Origin of the sequence: Nocardia sp. NPDC058058 (genome assembly GCF_042885355.1) — a bacterium.
In the GTDB taxonomy this organism is placed as follows: Bacteria; Actinomycetota; Actinomycetes; order Mycobacteriales; family Mycobacteriaceae; genus Nocardia.
The window spans coordinates 630,454-653,335 of record NZ_JBHVSA010000002.1; the positions used below are offsets into that span (position 1 = coordinate 630,454).

20 protein-coding genes are annotated in these 22,882 nt (G+C 67.4%); 8 read left to right on the plus strand and 12 right to left on the minus strand.

Annotated elements, in window-relative coordinates:
* Positions 1-3 precede the first annotated feature (3 nt).
* The 4 genes from ligD to ACFVUS_RS17605 all read right to left on the minus strand — a co-directional run bounded on the left by ligD (position 4) and on the right by ACFVUS_RS17605 (position 4,369).
* Positions 4-1,956: a non-homologous end-joining DNA ligase gene (gene ligD / locus ACFVUS_RS17590; protein WP_387766902.1), complete on the minus strand. Its 1,953-nt coding sequence runs from the start codon at positions 1,954-1,956 to the stop codon at positions 4-6.
* 176 nt (positions 1,957-2,132) lie between these two features.
* Positions 2,133-2,450 carry an antitoxin gene (locus tag ACFVUS_RS17595; protein WP_387766905.1) on the minus strand — a complete coding sequence of 106 codons (318 nt, stop codon included), beginning with the start codon at positions 2,448-2,450 and terminating at the stop codon, positions 2,133-2,135.
* 30 nt (positions 2,451-2,480) lie between these two features.
* Positions 2,481-3,602, minus strand: a complete 1,122-nt coding sequence (locus ACFVUS_RS17600) for an MBL fold metallo-hydrolase (protein ID WP_387766908.1) — start codon at positions 3,600-3,602, stop codon at positions 2,481-2,483.
* A 41-nt stretch (positions 3,603-3,643) separates the two neighbouring features.
* A complete protein-coding gene (locus tag ACFVUS_RS17605; RefSeq protein ID WP_387766911.1) occupies positions 3,644-4,369 on the minus strand; it encodes an enoyl-CoA hydratase in 726 nt (241 codons plus the stop codon).
* A 34-nt stretch (positions 4,370-4,403) separates the two neighbouring features.
* Between ACFVUS_RS17605 and ACFVUS_RS17610 the strand changes: the two genes are divergently transcribed.
* The gene (locus tag ACFVUS_RS17610) at positions 4,404-5,603 is read left to right on the plus strand and encodes an NAD(P)-binding domain-containing protein (RefSeq protein ID WP_387769933.1); all 1,200 of its coding nucleotides are present in this window, start codon (positions 4,404-4,406) and stop codon (positions 5,601-5,603) included.
* Positions 5,604-5,662: 59 nt separating this feature from the next.
* On the opposite strand, the gene ACFVUS_RS17615 is transcribed toward ACFVUS_RS17610, so the two are convergent.
* Positions 5,663-6,685 (minus strand): SDR family oxidoreductase, encoded by a 1,023-nt coding sequence (locus ACFVUS_RS17615; RefSeq protein WP_387766914.1) that lies wholly within the window; start codon positions 6,683-6,685, stop codon positions 5,663-5,665.
* An 87-nt stretch (positions 6,686-6,772) separates the two neighbouring features.
* On the opposite strand from ACFVUS_RS17615, the gene ACFVUS_RS17620 reads away from it, so the two are divergent.
* A complete protein-coding gene (locus ACFVUS_RS17620; RefSeq protein WP_387766917.1) occupies positions 6,773-7,399 on the plus strand; it encodes a TetR/AcrR family transcriptional regulator in 627 nt (208 codons plus the stop codon).
* Positions 7,400-7,430: 31 nt separating this feature from the next.
* Here ACFVUS_RS17620 and ACFVUS_RS17625 read toward each other — a convergent pair whose 3' ends face one another.
* The 7 genes from ACFVUS_RS17625 to ACFVUS_RS17655 all read right to left on the minus strand — a co-directional run bounded on the left by ACFVUS_RS17625 (position 7,431) and on the right by ACFVUS_RS17655 (position 16,115).
* Positions 7,431-8,228 carry an aldo/keto reductase gene (locus tag ACFVUS_RS17625; RefSeq protein ID WP_387769936.1) on the minus strand — a complete coding sequence of 266 codons (798 nt, stop codon included), beginning with the start codon at positions 8,226-8,228 and terminating at the stop codon, positions 7,431-7,433.
* Between the two features lie 164 nt (positions 8,229-8,392).
* Positions 8,393-8,701, minus strand: coding sequence for a hypothetical protein (locus ACFVUS_RS17630; protein WP_387766920.1), 309 nt, complete (start codon positions 8,699-8,701; stop codon positions 8,393-8,395).
* A 139-nt stretch (positions 8,702-8,840) separates the two neighbouring features.
* On the minus strand, positions 8,841-10,388 hold the full coding sequence (locus ACFVUS_RS17635; protein WP_387766924.1) for a carboxyl transferase domain-containing protein: 1,548 nt from the start codon (positions 10,386-10,388) through the stop codon (positions 8,841-8,843).
* Positions 10,389-10,450: 62 nt separating this feature from the next.
* A complete protein-coding gene (locus ACFVUS_RS17640; protein ID WP_297623101.1) occupies positions 10,451-11,053 on the minus strand; it encodes an ATP/GTP-binding protein in 603 nt (200 codons plus the stop codon).
* Positions 11,034-11,408, minus strand: coding sequence for a DUF742 domain-containing protein (locus ACFVUS_RS17645; RefSeq protein ID WP_364641343.1), 375 nt, complete (start codon positions 11,406-11,408; stop codon positions 11,034-11,036). The genes ACFVUS_RS17640 and ACFVUS_RS17645 overlap by 20 nt, the downstream gene beginning before the upstream one ends.
* Before the next feature lie 7 nt (positions 11,409-11,415).
* On the minus strand, positions 11,416-11,829 hold the full coding sequence (locus ACFVUS_RS17650; protein WP_029930951.1) for a roadblock/LC7 domain-containing protein: 414 nt from the start codon (positions 11,827-11,829) through the stop codon (positions 11,416-11,418).
* Complete coding sequence (locus ACFVUS_RS17655; protein ID WP_387766929.1) at positions 11,826-16,115, minus strand: ATP-binding protein; 4,290 nt, start codon at positions 16,113-16,115, stop codon at positions 11,826-11,828. The genes ACFVUS_RS17650 and ACFVUS_RS17655 overlap by 4 nt, the downstream gene beginning before the upstream one ends.
* A gap of 337 nt (positions 16,116-16,452) precedes the next feature.
* Between ACFVUS_RS17655 and ACFVUS_RS17660 the strand changes: the two genes are divergently transcribed.
* The 6 genes from ACFVUS_RS17660 to ACFVUS_RS17685 all read left to right on the plus strand — a co-directional run bounded on the left by ACFVUS_RS17660 (position 16,453) and on the right by ACFVUS_RS17685 (position 22,849).
* Complete coding sequence (locus tag ACFVUS_RS17660; RefSeq protein ID WP_387766932.1) at positions 16,453-18,573, plus strand: AMP-binding protein; 2,121 nt, start codon at positions 16,453-16,455, stop codon at positions 18,571-18,573.
* A 136-nt stretch (positions 18,574-18,709) separates the two neighbouring features.
* Positions 18,710-19,096 carry a hemophore-related protein gene (locus ACFVUS_RS17665; protein WP_375962793.1) on the plus strand — a complete coding sequence of 129 codons (387 nt, stop codon included), beginning with the start codon at positions 18,710-18,712 and terminating at the stop codon, positions 19,094-19,096.
* 16 nt (positions 19,097-19,112) lie between these two features.
* Entirely contained in the window at positions 19,113-19,829 is a 717-nt protein-coding gene (locus tag ACFVUS_RS17670) for a response regulator transcription factor (RefSeq protein ID WP_364641355.1), read from the plus strand.
* A 4-nt stretch (positions 19,830-19,833) separates the two neighbouring features.
* Entirely contained in the window at positions 19,834-21,210 is a 1,377-nt protein-coding gene (locus ACFVUS_RS17675; protein ID WP_387766937.1) for an ATP-binding protein, read from the plus strand.
* Positions 21,211-21,239: 29 nt separating this feature from the next.
* Positions 21,240-22,400, plus strand: coding sequence for a hypothetical protein (locus ACFVUS_RS17680; RefSeq protein WP_387766940.1), 1,161 nt, complete (start codon positions 21,240-21,242; stop codon positions 22,398-22,400).
* Positions 22,401-22,564: 164 nt separating this feature from the next.
* Positions 22,565-22,849: a hypothetical protein gene (locus ACFVUS_RS17685; protein WP_330185534.1), complete on the plus strand. Its 285-nt coding sequence runs from the start codon at positions 22,565-22,567 to the stop codon at positions 22,847-22,849.
* Positions 22,850-22,882 lie beyond the last annotated feature (33 nt).

Genomic DNA, 22,882 nt, shown 5'->3' on the forward strand with positions numbered 1-22,882 from the left:
CGCCTACCGAGACGAGCCCGGGGTGCGGGTGCTGACCCAGGATTGGCCGCGCCGCCCCGGCAGGTAGACCGAATCACGGCGCTTGGCAAGCACACCCGCCGTACCCCGCTCCTCGCTGGTGCGCAGCGCCTCGGCACCGGAACCCGCCAGCGGAGGCGGGACGATCAGCGACGGCATGCGTCCGGCGAGCGCCTCCAGCACCCGGCGGCGATCCTCGTACCGCTTGCGCAGCAGCGAGGTGCCGTCGAGGTACAGCACGTCGAAGGCCACCAGCACCGCACCGCCCGGATCGGCGCGCAACAGCGCGGGATCGGCGCGGCCCCGCTGGTCCAGTACGACCGCCGCGCCGTCCAGTACCGCACGGTGACCGGATAATTCGCGGCCCAGGACGGCCAATCCGGGAAACCGGCGCACGCCACGATCGTTCCCGTCACGCAGCGCCACCGCATCGTCCTCGATCTCGGCGATCAGACGGACGCCGTCCCACAGTGTTTCGAAGGCCCACTCCCCGGCATCGAGGGTCGAGACATCGCCGGGCGTCGCCAGCATGGGAGTCAGGCCGTGCGGCAGTGGAGTCGGCTGCTTCGCCCGCGGAACAGGTTGCGCTCCATCGCTTTCCAGCTCGCCGGTCTGATCCTTCATCAGATGCATGAGCCATTGCTTACCGCTGGTCCGGATCAGCGCGTACCGCCCGTCCAGCCGTTCACCGTGCAGTCGGACGATCACCTCGTCGTCTCGCCATTTCTCGGTCTCATAGGTGCCGGAATCCCAGATCTCCATATCCCCGGCCCCGTACTCCCCCTTGGGAATCGAGCCGTGGAAGTCCAGGTATTGCAGCGGGTGATCCTCGGTGTGCACGGCCAGCCGATTCTCATGGGTGTCGACCGGCGGCCCCTTGGGCACCGCCCAGGACACCAGCACGCCATCGCGTTCGAGGCGCACGTCCCAGTGCAGTCGGCGCGCCCGATGCTGTTGAATCACATAGCGATTCCCGTCCGAGGGCGCCGGCGCGCCGGCGGGCACCGGTTCCGGCGTGCGTTCGGCGGTGCGCTTGGAACGGTAGACGTGCAGCTTGTCCGGCTGCTCCGGCACCGGCTCATCCAGCCCGGCCAGCAGATCACCGTCGCGCTCCCAGCGGCGCAGCACCTCATCGAAACGCAAGTGCCGCAGCTTCTTCCGCTGCTCGATCTCCGACCAGTCCCGCGGTGCCGCCACCCACGGCTCCGCGCGGCCGCGCAGAGAATACGGCGCGATGGTCGTCTTGGCCATATTGTTCTGACTCCAGTCCAGCAGCACCTTGCCCGCGCGCTCGGACTTGGCCATATTCGCGGTCACCAATTCCGGCCGCAGCTGTTGCAGATTGGTCGCGACCTGTTTGGCCACCGCCGACGCGCCGTCCGCGGCGACCCGCCGATCCAGTGGCACGTAGACGTGAATCCCCTTGGAACCACTGGTAACCGGGTAGGCGTCCAACCCGACCTCGCGCACCACATCGCGCAGTATCAGCGCCACCTCCGCGCATTCCGCCAGCGCCGCCCCCGGCCCGGGATCGAGGTCGAACACCAGCCGGGTGATCGGCCCGCGCTCATCCCCGTCGAAAACCCATTGCGGCACATGCACTTCCAGCGCGGCCTGCTGGCCGAGCCAGGCCATTCCGGCCACCGAATCGATGAGCGGATAGGTCACCGGCCGGTCCGAATGCGGAACCGTGCGGCGCGCCAGCCACTTCGGCGCGTGCTCGGCCAGATTCTTCTCGAAGAACGATCCCTGTTCGACCCCGTTTGGCCAGCGTTTGCGGGTCACCGGCCGCAGGGCGATATGCGGCAGCAGTGCCGGGGCGATGGCGGTGAAATAGTCGATCACCTCGCCCTTGGTGGTGCCGGTGGCCGGATACAGCACCTTGTCGAGGTTGGTGAGCCCAACCTCGACACCCCCGAAATCCCGTCGGGACCCCATAGTGAGCAGTCTAAGGCCGGGTGCGGGATATTCCGGCTAGCCCACGGCCTCCCGGGTCCGCAGCCGACGGTCAGCTCCCCCGTCACCGCGGCATGGCTTGCGGCCGGGAATCCACACCTCGCGGGCAGTGGATTCCGGCCAAAAGCCCGCCGGAATGACGGGGGCCGCGTCGAAAATCAGGCCGGCGGCTGATCTCCCGGAGCCGGTTCCGGCGCGGGGGCCGGTTCCGGAGCGGGTTCGGGTGCGGGCGCGGCCGCGGCTTCGGCCGGTGCGGGCTCGGCGGCGGGCGCGGGCGCCTCCGCCGGAGCATCGGCCGGAATCGCGTTCTTGACCGCGGCCGTGCCCTTGTCGATCTGCGACGAGTACTTGCCGCCGGTCTTGTCATTGATCACGTTGCCGGCCTTGTCGACCGCGCTTTCGATCTTCTCGGCGTTCTGGGCCGCCACTTCCTTGCCCTTGCCGACCAGTCCCTTGAGCGTGTCAATCAGACTCACAGTCCCTGCTCCTTCACTCTCGGTCTTCGGTCATTCGCGCACATCTTCCCACCACGTATCCCCTGATGGGAGGCCAATCGGGTCGATCCGCTGTCCCGGCTTGGGCACGGCGACCGTCGTACCGGCGTCTTTCGCGGCGGTGACCATCCGGCGAACCGGCTCCGACCAGCCGTGGAAGGCCAGATTGAAGGTTGCCCAGTGGATGGGAACCAAAACCCCGTATCCGGGATCGCCGACACACAGATCGGCGTGTGCGCGCACCGCCTCCTCGGGGTTCATGTGCACGTCCGGCCAGTGCCGGTCGTACGCGCCGATGGGAAGGAGAGTCAGATCGAACGGGCCCAGCCGCGCGCCCGCCTCCGCGAACGCCTTGGTGTACCCGGTATCGCCGCCGAAGTACACCCGGCGGGTGGGACCGGCGATGGACCAGGACGCCCACAGCGTGGTGTTGCGCACCAGACCGCGACCGGAGAAATGCCTGGCCTCGGAGCAGGTGATGACCAGATCGGTGCCGTCCGCATGCGCGCGTTCCAGCTCGGACAGGGAAACCGAAGCGGCCCAATCCAATTCGACGATGCGATCGGCCGGGACATCCCAGTGCCGCAGATGCGCGCCGATGCCGATCGGCACGATGAACACCGCGTCCTGGGTTTTCACCAGCGTTTCGACGGTGTCGCGGTCCAGATGGTCGTAGTGGTCGTGCGAGATGAGCACCGCGTCCACCGGCGGCAACGCCTCCAGCGGCGTCGGCACCGGATGCAGCCGGGCCGGGCCGACCAGCGCCGACGGCGAAACCCGTTCGCTCCACACCGGATCGGTGAGCACCCGGTAGCCGTCCACCTCGACCAGACAGCTGGCATGCCCGTACCAGGTGACCGCCAGATCGGCGGCCTGCTCCGGCGTCACCGGCGTCTCCACCGGGATCCGGCCCGGCGGCCTGCCCGTATTACGTTCCGTCAGAAGCTGATACAGCAATTCCAGCCCCGAACCGGTGAGCTGTGAACTCGGTTCGGTGTTGTGGAACTGCTTGTTCCGATAGGTCGTCGCCCCGGTCGCGGTCGGCGCGATCGCATTGATCGACGCGCCCATGGCATTGGGGATACCCCATGCCGCCCGCACCACCCAGGAGATTCCGAAAGCACCCGCTGCCATACCAGCCAGTCTCCGCGCATTCGCGCCCAAGCGCTCGCCGTTCATCGGCCCTCGAATCTCGCGGAACGCTTCTCCAACCGAGCCACCCGTGCCTCCTGCGCATCGGCGCTGGCCCAGGCCGCGGCCAGGGCGGCGCTCTGTTCGGCGGTGTCATCACCGCGCGTGCCGTCATCGTTGAACACCAGCTTCATATGACGCAGCGAGAGCGGGGCGAGCTCGGCGATCTGCTTGGCCCACATCTGCGCGTCCTCGAGCGTGCCGATCTTATTGGCGAAACCGAAGTTGTACGCGTCCTGCGCCTGCACCCGCTCCGCACCCAGCAGAATGGTGCGCGCCGGACCCGGCCCGATCAGCGACGATAGTCGCCGCACCGTCCAACGATCCACGGAGATACCGAGTTTCGCGGCCGGAATGGCGATGAAGGAATCCGGGCTCAGCACCCGCAGATCCGAGGCGATGGCCAATTGCACGCCCGCGCCCAGCGCGCCCCCGTTGATCGCCGAGATCACCGGCACCGGCGCGGTCTCGATGGCGCGCAACATGCCGAGCAGCGCACCCAGGAAACTGTCCGAATACACGCCGTCCAGATCCGCGCCCGCGCTGAACAGCGGACCCTGACCGGTCAGCACGATCACCCGAGCCGACCCCGCGGCCTCCTCGATCGCATCGCGCAACAAACGCACGAGCTCTTCGTTGAGTGCGTTCCGCCGTTGCGGACGCTGCAGTTCGATGGTGACGACATCGCCATCACGGCTGACTCCGAGCATTTGTCCTTCCCCACTGTGCTATGTACCCATGGACATGTTCACTGTAAGCGGGCGTACCGTCGGGTCCGTGACAGCAACACCCGATGTCGAGATCCTGGTGATCGGTGCGGGCCAGGCCGGATTGTCGGTCGGGTACCACCTGCGCAGGCTCGGATTGCGCCCCGAACAGGACTTTCTGATTGTCGACCACGCGCCTGCGGCGGGCGGCGCGTGGCAGTTCCGCTGGCCTTCTTTGACATTGAGCACAGTGAACCGCGTGCACGATCTGCCCGGAATGTCGTTCGAGGAGACGCTGCCGGAAGGCTCGGAGAACGCGCAGGCCGCCACCGCCGTGCCGCACTACTTCGAGCTGTACGAGAAGCGATTCGATCTGCGAGTGCACCGGCCGGTATCGGTGAGCGTGGTGTGCGATCGGGCCACCGACGCCACCTGCCCGGATGCCGAGGTGGACGGGTTGCTGCACGCGGAGGTGCGGGCGGTGAACGTCGGCTACGCGGACCCGTCCGTCGTCAAACCGGTGGTGGACAGCGATATTCGCAGCCGGGGGCTCATCAATGCCACCGGCACCTGGGATAAGCCGTTCATCCCCTTCTATCGCGGCGCGGACACCTTCGCCGGACGGCAATTGCATGCGCACGACTACAAGACCGCCGACGAATTCGCGGGCGAACACGTGGTCGTGGTCGGCGGCGGGATCACGGCAATCCAACTGCTGGACGAGATTTCGCGGGTGGCGAGCACCACCTGGGTCACCCGGCGCGAACCGGTGTTCCGGGACAATAAATTCGGTCCCGACGCGGGCCGCGCCGCCGTCGCCATCGTGGAGGATCGCGTGCGGCGCGGACTGCCGCCGGGCTCGGTGGTATCGGTGACCGGACTGCCCGAGGACGACCGGGTGCGCGCCGCCCGCGCGCGCGGCGTGCTGGATCGCAAACCCATGTTCGACCGTATCGAGCCGGACGGAATCCGTTGGGCCGACGGCACTTTCCAGCGTGCCGATGCCATTCTCTGGGCCACCGGCTTCCGCAGTTCCCTGGACCATCTGGCCCCGCTGCGGCTGCGCGGACCCGGCGGCGGCATCACCATGACGGGGCAGCTCGCCACGCAGGTGGCGGCCGATCCGCGCATCCACCTGCTCGGCTACGGACCGTCGGCCAGCACCATCGGGGCCAACCGCGCCGGGCGCGCGGCGGCCGTGGAACTCACCAAATACCTTGGACTGCATACTGTGTGACCATCTCGCGGTGTGGATTCCGGCCGAAAACATGCCGGGATGACGGGGGCGGGATTCGGTCAGGCGACGGCTTGGGAGGCGGGGCGGGGGGTCTTGCCGCGCGGGGCGCCCGGATCGGCGACCACGCCGAAGCGGATCAGGCTGGCGGCGGTGTCGAGCAGGGTCTGTCGCACCGGGCGCATGGTCCAGCCCAGTTCGTCCTGGGCCTTGGCGGCGCTGACGTGTTCGGCGCGGCCCAGGTAGCGGGCGGCGAGCGCGGCGGCGGGATTGAAGCGGGCGCTCAGGCGAACCAGCCAATCGGGCAGGACCCGGGTCGGGACCCGGTATTCGGCGGCGATCGCGCGGGCCATCTCGGGTAGCGAAACCTGTTCGCCCGCACAGATATAGCGATTGCCCACGGCCTGCGGCAGTTCCATGGCGAGGCGGTGCGCGATGGCCACATCGCGCACATCGACGGTGGAGAAACCCAGGTCGGGCAGACCCGGCATCTCCCGGGCCAGCAGGATGCGCACGGCGTCGACCGAGGTGCCGGTGGCGGCGCGCTGCACCGGACCCAGGATCATGCCCGGATTGATCACGGCCAGTTCGAGTTCCGGATGCGCCGCCGCGAAATCCCAGGCGGCGCGCTCGGCGAGGGTCTTGCTCTTCTCATAGGCGTTGCAGGCGTTGACATCCGACCAGTAGTCCTCGGTGAGCAGCCGATCGCCATGGCCGCGCATGATCGCCGCCACCGACGAGGTGAGCACCACGCGCTGCACACCGGCGGACGCGGCGGCGCGCAGCACCCGCAGCGCGCCGTCCACGGCCGGGCGCACCAGTTCGTCCTCGTGTTCGGGTTCGGCGGGCGGGAAGGGCGAGGCGGTGTGCAGTACGAACCGGCAGCCCGCGACGGCTTCCGCCCAGCCCGCATCGGAGTCCAGATCGGCCTGTACGAAGTCGACCCCGGTCAGGTGGGTGAGTTCGGCGGCCTTGGCGAGCGAGCGCACCGTGCCCCGCACGCGATAGCCCTGACCTTGCAATTCATCGATGACATGCCCCGCGAGATACCCCGAGGCGCCGGTGACGAGGACGAGATCCGACATGAGACGGCTCCAATCTGAGCAGTGTTTAGAATCTAAACAATGTATAGATTCAAGGGCACGCCGAAGTCAACCCCTTACGCTCATCCCATGCCGACCAAGGACCGCTACCACCACGGAGACCTCCGCGAAGAGCTGCTGCGCGCCTCGCTGCGACTCATCGAGACCGAAGGTCTGACCGCGGTGAGCCTGCGCCGGGTCGCACGCGAAGCCGGCGTCAGCCCGGGCGCGCCCTATCACCACTTCAGCGACCGGGCCGCACTGCTGGCGGCGATCTCCACGCGCGGCTTCGAACAGCTTGGCGCGCGGATGATTTCAGCTCGCGAACAGGCGGACGGACCGCGCGACGCGATCATTCGCATGACCGTGTCGTACGTGGAATTCGCGCGCACCTCCCCCGCGTACTTCCGGCTGATGTTCCGTCCCGAACTGCATCAGCCCGAGAAACACCCGGAAACCGAGGCCGCGGGCGATGCCGCCTACGCCATTCTCGAGGACGTCATCGACGACGCCACCCGCACCGGCGGACTGCCCCCCGAAGACGCCGCGACCCTGGCCCTGGCGCTGTGGAGCCTCGCGCACGGCCTGGCATCGCTCACCCTCGACGGCAAACTCGAATTGCGGTCCGCCCAAATGGGAACCACCGCACCGGAACTCGCCGATCGGGTCACCAGAATGTTCACCGACCTCATCGACAGCCGGTGGCCGCAGTCCTGAGCGCCACGGCCGCGACAGCCGCGGTCACGAATCAGGCGGGCGCGTCCACCTGGAACTCGTCCGGGTTCGGGCCGATGCGAGTTCCGTTGTCCAGGGCGCTGATTCGCGTCACCTGATCCTGGCTCAGCTCGAAATCGAAGACCTCGAAGTTCTCCGCGATACGGGAAGCCGTCACCGACTTCGGGATGGCGACATTGCCCAGCTGCATATGCCAGCGCAGGATGACCTGCGCGACGGTGCGGCCCACCTCCTGCGCGACGGCGGCGATGGTCGCGTCCGCCAGCTCCGCGCCCCGGCCCAGCGGACTCCAGGCCTCGGTGATGATGCCGTGCTCGGCGTGGAAGGCGCGTAGCTCGGCCTGCGCGAGATACGGATGCAATTCGACCTGATTCACGGTGGGGGTCTCACCGGTCTCGTCGATGACCCGCTCGAGATGTTCGCGGGTGAAGTTCGAGACGCCGATGGAGGTGACCCGGCCCTGCGCCTTGAGCGCCTGCAGCGCCCGGAAGGTGTCCACGTACAAACCGGACTCGGCAATCGGCCAGTGAATCAAATAGAGGTCCAGAACATCCAGTTCCAGCCGCTTCATGCTCTCGTCGAAGGCGCGCAGGGTCGCGTCATAGCCCTGATTGCGATTCCACAGCTTGGTGGTGATGAACAGTTCATCGCGCGGCAGGCCCGAATCGGCGAGCGCGCGGCCCACCTCCGACTCGTTGCCGTAGATGGCCGCGGTATCGATGCTCCGGTAGCCGACCTGCAGCGCGGTCGCCACGGCGTCGACGGTGTCACCCGATTCGACCTTGAACACGCCGAAGCCGAGCTTGGGCATGACATGGCCGTCATTGAGGACGATCGAGGGGACTGCGCTGGTCTCGCTCCGGTAAGTCACCATTCCGACCGTAGAAGTGGTTCACCTGGGCGTCAACCACGCGCCCGCGCGTGTCAGCGCCGAAAAGCGATATGTGAGCGGGCTAACTTCCAGCAGATATTCGATCAGTGCCAGATGACGCAGGACGGATCGTCGGTGGTGCTGAGCTGACAGCGCGTGAACGAACCGGAATTGATGAGCAATTGCTCGATCAGGTACGACAGTGAATTGCCGCCGACCGAGGAACCCGCGCCGGAGGAACCGGCCGTGAGCAGATTGACCAGCAGGCCGGGGCTCGAACCGGTATTCGCCGAAAGCGTGCCGAGCGAACCGGGATTCGCCGAGCCGGTATCGGCCGAGGCGGACGCGGCGCCGGTGGTCAACGCCGCGGCCGCGACCGCTCCGATCATGACGAGACGAGCAGTTCGGTACATGCAGAACCTCCGTGTTACCCACTCACGGAAGCAATTCCATTACACCGCAAGCACTTCCAACTGTCATCTCGAGACAATAGTAAAATCCGAACATTTCAGTGAGCCCCTGAAACCGGTGTCCCGAAGATCATCGGCAGCGCTAGTCGGGTAACCCCAGCCTGCGATAGCGGAGATGACGAACCGCGCGGAGTTCGGCCAATGGCTTGGCGGTCAGGTCCGCGACCTCCGCCGCGATGGCCGACACCACGCGCTGCGCGAAATCCACCGCCTCGTCCGCGGCATCGGGATATTCCGGGACGATGCGGTCGACAATCCCGTTCGCCCGCAACTCCGTCGCGCGAATGCCCTGCCGCGCGGCCATTGTCGGGGCGTGCAGGGTATCGCGGTACACGATCGCGCTCGCACCCTCCGGCGGCAGCGGGGCCAGCCAACCATTCGCGGCGGCCAGCACCCGGTCCGCGGGTAGCAGCGCCAGCGCGCCGCCGCCGCTCCCCTGCCCCAGCAGCACCGAGACCGTCGGGGTGTCGAGGGTGACGAGATCGGCCAGACAGCGGGCGATTTCGGGAGCCAAGCCCCGCTCCTCGGCCTCCCGGGACAGCGATGCGCCGATGGTGTCGATCACCAGCACCAGCGGCACATGCAGTTCGGCGGCCAGGTGCATGGCGCGGCGCGCCTCGCGCAACGCCGCGGGACCCATGGTCTGATCGGGCGACTGTCCCGCGCGATCGTGGCCGAAGACAATGCAGGACTGGCCGCGGAAGCGCGCCAGCGCGTGCACAACCGTCCGGTCGGATTCACCTTGTCCGGTGCCGGACAACGGAACTCGGTCGGTCGCGTGCCGGAGCAGCTCGCGTATCCCCGGACGATCCGCACGCCGGGAGATGAGCACCGACTGCCAGGCCGGCACATCATTCCCGACCTGCAGCGCCGGACCGCGCAGTTCGTGCCCGGCCTGCAGAATGCCCACGCCATTGTCGAAATCGCGGGTGTCGCCGTCCATTTCGGTGAGCGGCTGCGGACCGTCACACAGCACGTTCAGGGCCCGGTGCGCGATTCGGCGAAACACCGAAATCGGCACCACGCCGTCGATTACGCCGCTGTGGTACAGATTTTCTGCGGTCTGCACCCCTTCCGGGAAGCTGCGGCCGTAAAGTGCCTTGTAGACGCGCGGGCCCAGGAAGCCGATCAGCGCGCCAGGTTCGGCGAATGTCATGTGCCCCAACGATCCCCACGAGGCGAAGACGCCACCCATGGTCGGATTGCGGAGATACACCAGATACGGAAACCCGGCGGACCTGTGCACGGCGACAGCTCCGGCGATCTTCACCATCTGCACGAAAGCCACTGTGCCCTCTTGCATTCGGGTACCACCCGAGGTCGGCGAGGCCAGCAGCGGCAGCCCCAGCTCGGTGGCGCGCTCCACCGCCGACACGATGCGCTCGGCCGCGGCAACACCGACAGACCCTGCGAGAAAGGCGAATTCGCATGCGATCACGGCCACCGGCCGTCCGCGCAACATTCCGGCACCGGTCAGCACCGACTCATCGAGGTCGGCCTTCATCGCCGCGACGTCCAACTCCGCCCGATACTCGGAAGAAGCCTGGACAGGCACCGGCGGTAGATCCCAGCTCTCGAAGGAACCGGGATCCAGCAACTCGCCGAGCAACTCTCGCGCCGAGGTCTTCACGCGCGCGAGCATAACCGGACTCCGACATTGCTGCGGGCAACGCCGGAGGCCGCGTCGTCCTGCTAGTAGCCCTGCACGACCTTGCGCAGCGCGTACTCGGTGACAGCGACCAGCGCCTGCTTCACCGGTTCCCGGCGACGGGCATCCATCGACAGGATCGGAACATCGGCGGGCACCGCGAGCGCCTGACGAATGTCCTCCACCGGATACCTTGGCGCATCATCGAATTCATTGATCGCCACCAGGAAGGGTAGGTTCCGGGCCTCGAAATAATCGACGGCGGCGAAACTGTCCTCCAGGCGCCGGGTATCGACCAGCACCACCGCGCCGATGGCGCCCTTGATGAGGTCGTCCCACATGAACCAGAAGCGGTACTGGCCGGGCGTGCCGAACAGATAGAGCACCAGATCATCGGCCAGGCTGATACGGCCGAAATCCATGGCCACCGTGGTGGTGGCCTTCGACGGAACACCCGTGAGGGAGTCCACGCCCACACTGGCATTGGTCACCAGAGCTTCGGTGCGCAGCGGAACGATCTCCGAGACGGCACCTACCAGGGTCGTCTTACCCACACCGAACCCACCGGCGACCACGATCTTGGCCGACGTGGGCTTGCTGGTGCGCGTATCGACCTGTGTCGTCGAATCAAATACGCCGGAGTCCACTGAGAACCCTTTCGATCAGCTCGCGACGTTCATCGTCGCTGGAATCGTCTTTCAATGTCGCCGAAACCCGTACATGGCCGGCTTCGATCAGATCAGCGACCAGCACCCGGGCCACCCCGATCGGGATACCCAGGCGCGCGGCGACCTCGGCGACAGACGGCGATTCTCTGCACAACTCCACGATTGACGTCTCGATGTTGGTGAGTTCGAACTGCCGCTCGAGGGCGACCGGATGCGATGCGACGAGCGCCTCCAACGCCAATTCCACCTTCGGCCGGGTACGTCCGGCGGTCAGGGAATACGGGCGAACGAGACTCGGCTCGGCGCTACCGATGCGTTCGTTGTCTATGTCCATCCCGCCATCAGGAACCCATCGTGACGCGAGGTGTGGCCTGGACTGTCTGGCCCACTCGCTCGACCAACAACGCCATTTCGTATCCAACCTGGCCGATGTCGCACGAGGTATTCGTGAGCACCGCGAGGTAGGAACCGTCGCCGACGGCCATCAGGAGCAGGTAACCGTGCTCCATCTCGACCACCGACTGCAGGACGGTGCCGCCCTCGAACAGATTGGACACGCCCACCGACAGGCTCGCGAGGCCCGCGGTCACGGCAGACAGCTGTTCGGCACGATCCACGGGCAGTTGCGCGCTCGCGGCCATCAGCAGACCATCCGCCGAAACCAGAACCGCGTGTGCGACGCCCGGAACCTCATTGGCGAAATTCGAAACCAGCCAATCCAGCTGACGCTTCGTACCACCTAGATCGGGGTTCATCGGTCTCCTTTATCTCCGGTTAGGTTCATTTCTTTCATCGCACGGCCATCCCGGACACCTTGCTGATGCCGACTCAGACTGGACCTGATGGATTCTGGGTCGCGATGGGCCGCCTTGTCAGCGTTTCCGTTGACACCGCCCGGCACAAGTCGGTTACCCGGATCACGTTGCGGCAGACCCGCTGCCGTACGGCGCTGGGGCTCGGACTCGTTTACCCGCTGCGCGGCCTGCCAACCCTCATCACCCGGTGATTCGAAGGACGAGGCCACGTGGGATCGCTCCGCGCTCGGATCCGACAACCACGCCGACATCATCTCCGCGAAGATCGGGGTGCCCATGGACGCCTGATCCTCACCGGTCGCGGGCTGCAACCGGGTCTGGAAGAACGAGGCCGCCTTCTGCGGATTCGACCGGAAACTGTGCCGGCCGCGGTCCTTCGGATCACCCGAATCACCCTGCGGCAAACCGAGACCCGGCAGCGGAGCCGGACGCTGCGGCAGACCCGCACCCGGATCCCGCTGCGGCAGACCACTCGCGCCGCGCTGGGGCAATCCCGGCGCACCGGCATCGGTGCCACCGCGCTGCGCCGCTCCACCGCCCAGCGCTTGACCCGAATCCCGCTGCGGCAAGCCATTTCCGGCCTGATCCGCGCCACGCTGGGGCAGACCGCCCGGAGCCCGCGGCGGCAGACCACCGAACGCGGCCTCCTGCTGCGGCGCACCGGGTGCGCCATTGCCACCGGGCGCACGACGCGGGAGACCACCGGCCTGATCCGCACCACGCTGGGGTAAGCCCGAATCCCGCTGCGGCAGACCATTGGAGCCCGTGTCCGACCCACCGCGCTGCGGCAGACCGTGCCTGCCGGTATCGCGCTGCGGGAGACCACCGGACGCATCCGCGCCGCCACGCGCCTGCTGCGGCAGACCACCGGACTGATCGCGCTGCGGCAAACCACCCGGGGCGGCATCCGCGGCACCGCGTCGTCCCTGCGGCGGCAGACCACCGGCGGACGGATCGCGCTGGGTCAGGCCACCGGAGAGAGAATCCGCGCCACCGCGCTGCGGCGGCTGAGGCCGACCCTGCGGGCCGCCATCCGCTCCGCCACCGCGCTGCGGCAAACCACCTGAGAGAGCATCGGAATCGCCACGCTGCGGCAAACCACCCGACAGGGCATCGGAGCCACCACGCTGCGGCAGACCACCCGACAGGGCATCGGAGCCACCACGCTGCGGCGGCTGGGGGCGATTACCCGCGCCCGAATCACGCTGCGGGAGACCACCTGCGGCGTCACCGCGCTGCGGGAGACCACCGGCGGCGGCATCCGCGGCACCGCGCTGCGGCGGCTGCGGACGGTTCGTCGCGCCCGAATCCCGTTGCGGGAGACCACCTGCGGCATCACCGCGCTGCGGGAGACCGCCATCGCGGGCAGGCGCGCCATTGGCGCCCGGCTCGCGGGTGGGCAGACCGCCCTGGGCGGAACGCTGCGGCGGCAGGCCGACGCTGGGCTCACGGCCCGGCGCGCCATTGGTGCCCGGCTGGCGCTGCGGCAGACCGCCGGACGCCGAACCGTTCGCTTGATCAGCGCCACCGCGCTGCGGAAGCCCCGTTGCCGGATCACGCGGAGCCAGGCCATCCCGCTGCGGCGGAACCGGACCGCGCTGCGCCAGACCGGAATCACCCGGACCGCCGAGACCGTTCGAGCCACCGAGGCCGACGCCCTTACCGGGTCCGCCGGGACCACCCGGGCCACCGGAGTTACCGAGCCCGCCCGGTGCACCCGGGCCGCCCGCACCCGGACCACCCGGCGCGCCGGGACCACCCGGACGCTGCGGGAGTCCACCCGGACCCCCCGGACCGCCTTGGCGGCGAAGCATATTGGCGGCGAGACCGCCGCCGGGGCGAGCCGGACCATCGCCCGGCGGACGCTGCGGCAGATTCGCGGCGGGTTGCGAACCCGGCGCGGCCGGACCGTTCGCACCCGGATCACGCTGGGGTAGCCCACCGGGTCTGTCCACCGACGGGGTGGCCACGGTGTGCTTCATGGTGGGGCCGTTGGTACCCGGCTGACGCTGCGGCAGACCGCCGCCGAGCCCGCCACCGCCGAGTCCGCCACCACCACCGGGCAGACCGCCCGGAACATTGGTGCCGGGCGCACGCTGCGGCAGACCCGTCGAGGCGCCGCCCGAGGCGGCCGCCGGAGTCGGTGCACCGGGGGCTCCCGGCGCACCGGCCGGAATCGGCCCGCTCACACCGGGATCCACCGTGACCATGACATTGCCGGTCGCGGTGCGGGTGACCGCACGCATCTGCATGGAGGACGGCGTACCGGCCTGGTTCCCCGCACCCTGCGCGGCCGGGGCCGGCTGCTGCGGATTGCCCTGCGGCGGGACCGAAATGGCGCCGCCCGCCGCCACGATGAGCGGCTTGGGCACGTGCACCGTCACGGTGACGCCGGGATCGCGGGCGGTATCGAAGGTCGGGCGCAGTCGCACGCTGAGGCCGTGGCGCTCGGCCAGGCGGCCGACCACGAACAGACCCATATGCCGCGCGGTGTCCGGGCCGACCTCGGCGGTGGATTCCAAACGCCGGTTGATCTCGGCCATTTCGGCCGGGGGCATACCGATGCCGCGGTCCGCGACCTCGATGAGCAGACCCTGATCGTGCGCCTGCGCGAAGGTGAACTTCACGTCCGTCTCCGGCGGCGAGGCGCGCAGCGCGTTATCGAGCAGCTCGGCGAACAGGTGCGCCATATCGGAGGCGGCCGGTTCGGTCAGCGCACCGCGCGGCGTGGCGCCCAGCTTGACGCGTTCGTAGTCCTCAACCTCGGAGATGGCGGCGCGCAAGACGTCCGCGATCTCGACGGGTGCGGATTTGGTCCGGCGCTGTTTGGTACCGGCCAGAATCAGCAGGTTGTCACCGTTACGGCGCATACGCGCGGCGAGGTGGTCCAGGCGGAAGAGGTTTTCGAGCAGGCGCGGGTCCTTCTCGTCGTACTCCATCGCCTCGATGAGCGAGAGCTGATGGTCGACAAGGGACTTCGAGCGGCGCGCCAGGGTCTCGAACATATCGTTGACCTGGGTACGCATGGAGGCCTGATCGGCGGCCAGGCGCAGCGCCTGTCCGTGGATATCGTCGACGGCGCGAGCCAGCTGACCGATTTCCTCATCGGTGTGCACCGGCATGGGCTCCAGCGGCACGTCTTCCGGGTCGGCGCCGTCACGCAGCTGCGAGACCTCCTGCGCCAAGTCGTATTCGGCGACGCGGAGCGCGGCCAGGCGCAGACGGCGCAGCGGCACGATCATCGCGCGCGCGATCAACACGGCCAGCGCGAGCGCGCCGAGAATGGTGGCGATGACGATCACGGTGTAGCGAATGGCATCGCCGCGCGCGGTGGAGGCGAGCACGTCGACTCGGGACACGATGTCCTTGGTCGAGTTGGTGCCGATGGTCTGGTAGTTCTCGACGCTGGAGACCAGCGAATCCTTCAGGTCCGACACCGGCAGCTGACCGGCCTGCGCCTGCGGGCTGGTGATCAGCTGCAGTCGGGTGTCGACCAGGCGTTGTAGCTCCGCGATGATCGGATCGCCGTCGGCGAACCGATGCGCCATGACCGCGAGCAGCTGCCGCTCGGTGCTGATGCTGATCTGGATATCGCGCAATCCATCCTTGGGATTGGCGCGCAGCGCGTCCGCGAAACCGGCGATCTCACCGACCAATACGGCTCGGGTGTTCAGCGAATCGACCAACCGTAGTTTGGATTGATCGACATTCTTGTCGGCGATGGTGGAGACGATGGACTCCACGGTCCGGACGCTGTTACCGCGAATGCGCTCGATGGTGTTGACGCCGTCGGCGGTCGACTTGAGCGGGGCCAGACCATTGGCCCGGACCGCCTTGGAAGCGGTGATCATGTCGTCGAGCGCGGCGCGCGCGCTCGGGAGATCGGACAGCGATGAGACGGCACGTTCGGCGAATTGAATGGCGGTGTCCAGCTGCGCCAGTTCCGGTTCCGAGGTGATCGACTGGTTCGGGCCGAGCATGACCATCTGACCACCGACCACGGTCGCGGCCGAAGCACTCAAACCGGTGATGGCCGGGATGACGGCGACATGGTCGACCGCGTTCCCCTGCCTACTGGACTCCGCGAACTCTGCCGAGATCCTCGACGCACCCAGCACGACGGCGACCAACAGCGGGACGGCGAGCACCGCCGTCACCTTCCATCGCAGGTCCCAGTTGCTCAGCGCCCAGCGCTTATTGCTGCCGGACCTTGCGGCGTCACGCATCTCCCACTCACTTTCCAAACTGGCCCAAGCCACGCGCCATCAGCGAGCCTCCGCGATCGCACGCTGGGCTCGACAGACGGAGCTGGCCGAGAACTGCGGCTGGCCGAGAAATTGCGTCCAAGACGGCCGAAATATGTGACATGCGATTCTAACGGATCAATAACTTCTTGTGTGACCTCTTGGCAACCACCGGTCTCTGACCAGCCGTTTGCAGGCATTATCAAAGGTCGCGGCGTCCGCCCGGACGTCGCGTGAAGTCTGCCACAATCAGGCTGATCTATCGAGGCGGGCATCCATGCCCTTCACATGCGTGCTGCGGAGCTAGGGAGTCACGGGGTTGAACGCGAAGCAGGAGTACCGACCGGCGTATCAATTGAGCCTGGTCGATCCCTCGGAGTTCTGGCGCACCGCGGCCGAATCCATCAGCTGGGATGTTCCGCCCACCCAGATCCTCGACTCGAATGCGCGCCCGACCGCGCGCTGGTTTCCGGACGCTCGCCTCAACACCTCCTACAACGCACTGGATCGCCATGTGCGCGAGATCACACCGTCGGAGGGCTCTTCCGGCGGTCAAGAGGGGGGTCGCGCCGATCAGCCCGCCCTAATATACGACTCCGCTATGACCGGCACCAGGCGTGTTTACACATACGCACAGCTGCTGGACGAAGTCGCCCGATTTGCCGGATCCATGGTGCGACTCGGTGTGAAAACCGGCGATCGAGTCGTCATATATATGCCGATGATTCCGGAATCCGTTATCGCGATGCTCGCCTGTGCTCGCATCGGTGCGGTGCATTCGGTGGTTTTCGGCGGCTTCGCGGCGCACGAATTGGCCGCCCGCATCGATGACGCCGAACCTGTGCTGATCATCACAGCCTCCGGCGGGCTCGAGCCCGGCCGCCGCATCGAATACCCGCCGATCGTGTTGCAGGCCTTGGATATCGCCGAGACCACCGCACCGCGCAATGTGCTGGTCAAACAGCGTGACGGCTTCCCGGAACTGCGCTTCTCCGCGGCACAGGCCGCCACCGAATATCTGCCTGATTCGTCACAGACCGTGGCCGCGCGCTGGCTGGACTGGGATGAGGCGATCCGCGACGCCGAACCGGCCGCACCCGTATCGCTGGCCGCGACCGATCCGCTGTACATCCTCTACACCTCCGGCACCACCGGAAAGCCCAAGGGCGTCGTCCGTGACAACGGCGGGCACGCGGTGTCGATGGCCTGGTCGATGCGCAATATCTACGACGTCAGCGGCGGGCAGACCATGCTCACGACCTCCGATATCGGCTGGGTCGTCGGGCATTCGTACATCGTGTACGCACCGCTGCTGGTCGGGGCGACCACCATCCTCTACGAGGGCAAGCCGATCGGGACGCCGGACGCGGGCACCTTCTGGCGGCTCATCGAGGATTACCGGGTCGATGTGATGTTCACCGCGCCGACCGCGTTGCGCGCCATCCGCCGCGCCGATCCCGAAGCGGCGCTGGCCAAGCGGCACGATATGTCCACGCTGCGCGCGCTGTTCTGCGCCGGTGAGCGGCTGGATCCGGCCACCTACGAATGGTCGGTCGACACCCTGCTCGCCGACCGTCCCGACTGCCCGGTGGTCGACCACTGGTGGCAGACCGAGACCGGCTGGCCCATCTGCGCCAATCCGCTTGGACTGCAACAACTTCCGATCAAGGCCGGATCCGCCTCGGTACCCGTGCCCGGTTACCGGCTGCGGGTGCTGGATTCGGAGGGCAACGCGGTGCCGCCGAACACCGAGGGCAATATCGTCATCGGGCTGCCGCTGCCGCCCGGCACGCTGACCACGCTCTGGCGCGATGACGCGCGCTTCGAGCGCTCCTATCTCTCCGCCTATCCCGGGCACTATCTGACCGGCGACTCCGGTTTCTTCGACGAGGACGGCTATCTGTTCGTACTCGGCCGCAGCGACGATGTGATCAATATGGCCGGACATCGTCTGTCCGCGGGCGGCATCGAGGCCGCCATCGCCGGACATCCGCTGGTCGCCGAGACCGCGGTGGTCGGGGTGCCCGATGAACTGAAGGGCCAGCGGCCCATCGGATACGTGGTGCTCAAGGCCGGTGTCGATATCGCGCCCGAGGATCTGCGCGCCCAGGTCATCGAGCGGGTCCGCGACCGGGTCGGGGCCATCGCGACGCTGTACGACGTGGTCGCGGTGACCTCGCTGCCCAAGACCCGATCGGGAAAGATCCTGCGCCGCACCATGCGCCAGATCGCGGCGGGCGAGACCTTCGAGGTGCCGCCGACCATCGAGGACGCGGGCATGCTGCCCACCCTGGAGAAGCAGATCCGCGATGCGGTGACGCTGATGGAGGATAAGGAGCGCATCGCGGCCGCCGATGCCGCGACCGCCGCCACCACCCCGTTCCGGCGCATCGACCCCAATGCCGCCGCGCCGAGCGGAGATACCGCGCCTTCCGCCTGAACCACCCGCTGAGCGGGGCGAATTCGGGCACCCACACGGTTTTCTCAGAGATCGTTCACGGCGCTCCCATGGCGGTGGCCTAGCGTCGGGCGGGCACGGGTCGCAGGACCCGTGTACCGCTGAGAAAGGCCGATACATGAGTTTCGTCCGTAACCACCGGACCGCCGCCGTCTTCGGCGCCGGTGCGCTCGCCACCGTCGCGATCGCCCTGGCCCCCGCCACCGCCTCCGCGAGCCCGCTGGATCTGGCCGCGCCGCTGCTGAATTCGACGTGCACCTTCGCCCAGGTCGACGCCGCGCTGCACGACAAGGCCCCCGCCCTGGCCTCGCTGCTGGACCAGAACCCGTCGCAGAAGGCCGAATTGAAGGCCAAGTTCGATCAGTCGCCCGCGCAGCGCCAGGCCGAATTCGACGCCTATGTGCGCGATAACCCGGACGCCGCCAACTCCGCCGCGAACGATCCGCGCGCCTCCGGCATGGCCGCCACCATTCAGACCGTCGCCGACACCTGCCACAACTACTGAGGCAGAGACTGCGACAATGGAACCCGTGGGCGAACGCGGCGAGTTACCTACTGTCCTGGTCGTCGATGACGACGAGGATGTTCTTGTCTCGGTCGAACGCGGGCTCCGGCTCTCGGGATTCCGGGTGGTCATCGCCCGGGACGGCGCGCAGGCGCTGCGCGCGGTCAACGAGACCGCACCCGATGCCATCGTGCTCGATATGAATATGCCCATCCTGGACGGCGCGGGCGTGGTCACCGCCCTGCGCGCCATGGGCAACGAGGTGCCGATCTGCGTGCTGTCCGCGCGCAGTTCGGTCAACGACCGCATCGCCGGACTGGAATCCGGGGCGGACGACTACCTGGTGAAACCGTTCGTGCTGGCCGAACTGGTGGCGCGGATCAAGGCGCTGCTGCGGCGGCGCAGCGATGTGCCGCCCTCCTCGGTGCCGGGCGGAATCACGGTGGGGCCCTTGGAAGTCGACGTCGCCGGATATCGCGCACTGCTGCACGGTGACGAAATCGAGCTCACCAAAAGGGAATTCGAATTGCTCTCCACACTGGCGCGCAGCGCCGGAGTGGTATTGAGCCGGGAACGACTGCTGGAACTGGTGTGGGGCTACGACTTCGCCGCCGACACCAATGTGGTCGACGTATTCGTCGGCTATCTGCGCCGCAAACTCGAGACCGACGGCACACCCCGGCTGCTGCACACCATTCGCGGCGTCGGATTCGTGCTGCGCGCGCCGAAATGACGCCGTGAATCGCCCGCGCAGTCCGCGCCGCCGCTCGTATTCACTGCGGGCGCGCGTCGCCGCGGCGGCCGCGCTCGGCGCGACAATCATTGTGGCGGCGCTGAGTTGGTTCACCATGTACGCCATCGAGCGCAATAATCTCGCGCAGGCCGATCAGCAGCTGGCCGTCACCTCGCGGGTGGTGCTCATCGAACCGGTGCTCGCGGTGACCGTGCTCGGCGTGCTCGGACCCACCAACGATATGGCGCTGACCGTGCGCAATGCCGACGGCTCACTGGCCAGCACCTCGGTGCAGCTGCCCGCGCTGCCGGTCGGCAATCACACCGTCACCGTCGACGGCAATACCTACCGGGTGCTCACCACCACCCAGAATCAACCGTCGGGACGCGTTGTCTCCCTTGGCATCCCGACCACCGAGAATGAGCGCACCACGGCCGCGCAACGCCGCTGGGTGCTGTGGTCGGCACTGCTGGCCGTGACCGCGGCGGCCGGACTCGGCTGGCTGTTCGGCGGGCGCGCGGTGCGGCCGATCGCGAACCTGACCCGGCAACTGGACCGGCACGGCGAACCCGGCGGCCCGCTGCCCGTGGACGGGCACGGGGTGCGCGAATCGGAAATGCTCGCCGACGCGGTCAACACCATGCTGGAACGCATCGACCGGGCGCAGGCCGAAACCGCCGCCGCGCTGGAGACCGCCCGCGATTTCGCCGCCGTCTCCGCACATGAGCTGCGCACCCCGCTGACGGCCATGCGCACCGATCTGGAAGTGCTGCGCACCCTCGACCTGGACGAGGCGCAGCGCGCGGAAATCCTCATCGACCTGCATCGCGGGCAGAACCGGGTGGAATCCACCCTCGCGGCGCTGGAACGGCTGGCCGCCGGGGATCTCACCAATGCCCGCGATCACGTGGCCACCGATGTGGCCGAGCTCATCGATGCCGCCGCACACGATGCCAACCGGCATTTCCCGAATCTGAAGGTGCGCATCGACACCGACGCCGAACTCGTCACCCGCGGCCTGCCCACCGGGCTGCGCCTGGCCATCGACAATGCCCTGGCCAATTCCGCGCGGCACGGCGGCGCGACCGAGGCGCTGGTGTCGGCGCATCGGGATCCGTTCGGGCACATAGTGATCACCGTCGACGACAACGGTCACGGTATCCCCGCCGCCGAGCGCGCCACCGTATTCGAACGCTTCGCGCGCGGCAGCCAGGCCGCCAAGGGCGGATCCGGGCTCGGGCTGGCGCTGGTGGCACAGCAGGCGCAATTGCACGGCGGGCGAGCCTATTTCGACGACGGCCTGCTCGGCGGCGTACGACTGGTACTCGAATTGCCGGACACTCCAGTGTTTACCGAATTCTCAGAGAAACGCCAGAGCTGAAGCCAATAGGTACCTCTACGGTCTTAATAGTGTTGAGAAAACATCGCACTCGGCTGGCCCTGTTCGCTCTCCTGCTGGTAGCCGCGGTCACCACGGGCGTGATCGCGTATCTGCGCATGTCGCCCGCGCCCACCGGGGTGGCGCTGATCAACGGCGATACCGGGCCTACCGGGGCCAAAATCGCAAGGGCGTTGCAGGACAGTGGAACTCGCGAGTGGGATGTGGTCGATTCGGCCAGTACCGACGATTACGCGGTGATCATCACGCTGCCCACCGAACTGTCCGCCGATATCGCCTCGCTCGGCACCGATAAACCGCAGCGGGCACAGGTGACGGTGACGACCAATGATCGCGCCGACGCGAATATCGTGAACGACGCTGTGAATGACGTGACAAAGAAAATCAGCGCGTCCGGACTCGACACCCTTTTCGCCTCGATGAACAGCGCGCGCGGGAAATTGCAGCAGGTTTCCATGACCAGCACGCTGCTGAGCGCGGGCGTACAGGCCGCCGCCGACGGCGCGCAGCAGTTCGGCTCCGGGGCCGATGAGATGCTGGCCTTCCTGGATCAGGCGAAAGCCGGTGCGGGACAGATCACTTCGGCGATCACCGAACTGAACACCACCGTGGGCGCGGCCACCAAACAGGCGAATGACCTGGGTACGGCGCTGGATTCGACCGGGGTGACCGTCGGACAGGTATCGCAGGCGGCCGATCAGTTGAGCTCGGGCATCAATGCCATCGTGCCGCTGCTGCAGGGCCTGCCGTTCGCCGGTGATCCGCAGCTGGCGAGCATCATCACCCAGCTGCAAGGTTTGCAGGTGGTGGCGAATCAGGCCGGGAGCCAGCTCAACGGCGTGGGTGATCTGGTCGGCACCGCCGTCACCCCGGAAACCCGGATCGGGCAGCTGCTGCACGACGGCGCGACACGCCTCGGTGACGCGAGTGCGCAATTGAATCAGGGCGGGCAGCTGGCCGCGAGCATTCCGGCGCTGGCGGATCAGGGCAAGACGCAGCTGGTCGCGGCCTTGAGCGCACTGACCTCCGGGGTGTCGCAGTTGCAGGCGGTGACGACCACGCTGGGCAATCAGGCCACGCAGGCGTTGAACGCGCTGCCGCAGCGCGGGGTGCCACAGCAGTCGGCGATCGCGTCGGCGCTCACCGATCCGGTGGAGATCGTCCGCAAATAATCTGCGCCCATAAAGCGTTGGCAAACAATCAGCAACAATCGGCGGTTTATCCGGCTACAATCATGACCGAATTGTTCTAATCGATCAGTTTTGACGCTCCTGCCCCACCCGCGCCACGGCTCCACCCCCAGCGCCCCGGTACCGGAGAGGAAACGATCGTGAGCATGCTGCTCGCCGCGCACGACATGTACGGCACAGTCCTCGCACAAATGGGCAATCCCACGGCCGAGACCCCGCCCATGGCCGACAAGATGATGAAGATGTTCCGCTACTTCACCTGGTTCACCCAGATGTCCGGCATTGCCGCCATCACCTACGGCGGCGGCAAATTCGCCTGGGAGAAGTGGGGCGGCGGAGCGGGCTCCCCCAAAATGGTCGCCAACGCCATGCTCGGCGGTGCGACGGCCACCAGCGCCGGCACCATCATGAACACCATCGTCGGCTCCTGACAGCCACACCGAGGAGAGATTTCGGGGGCACAC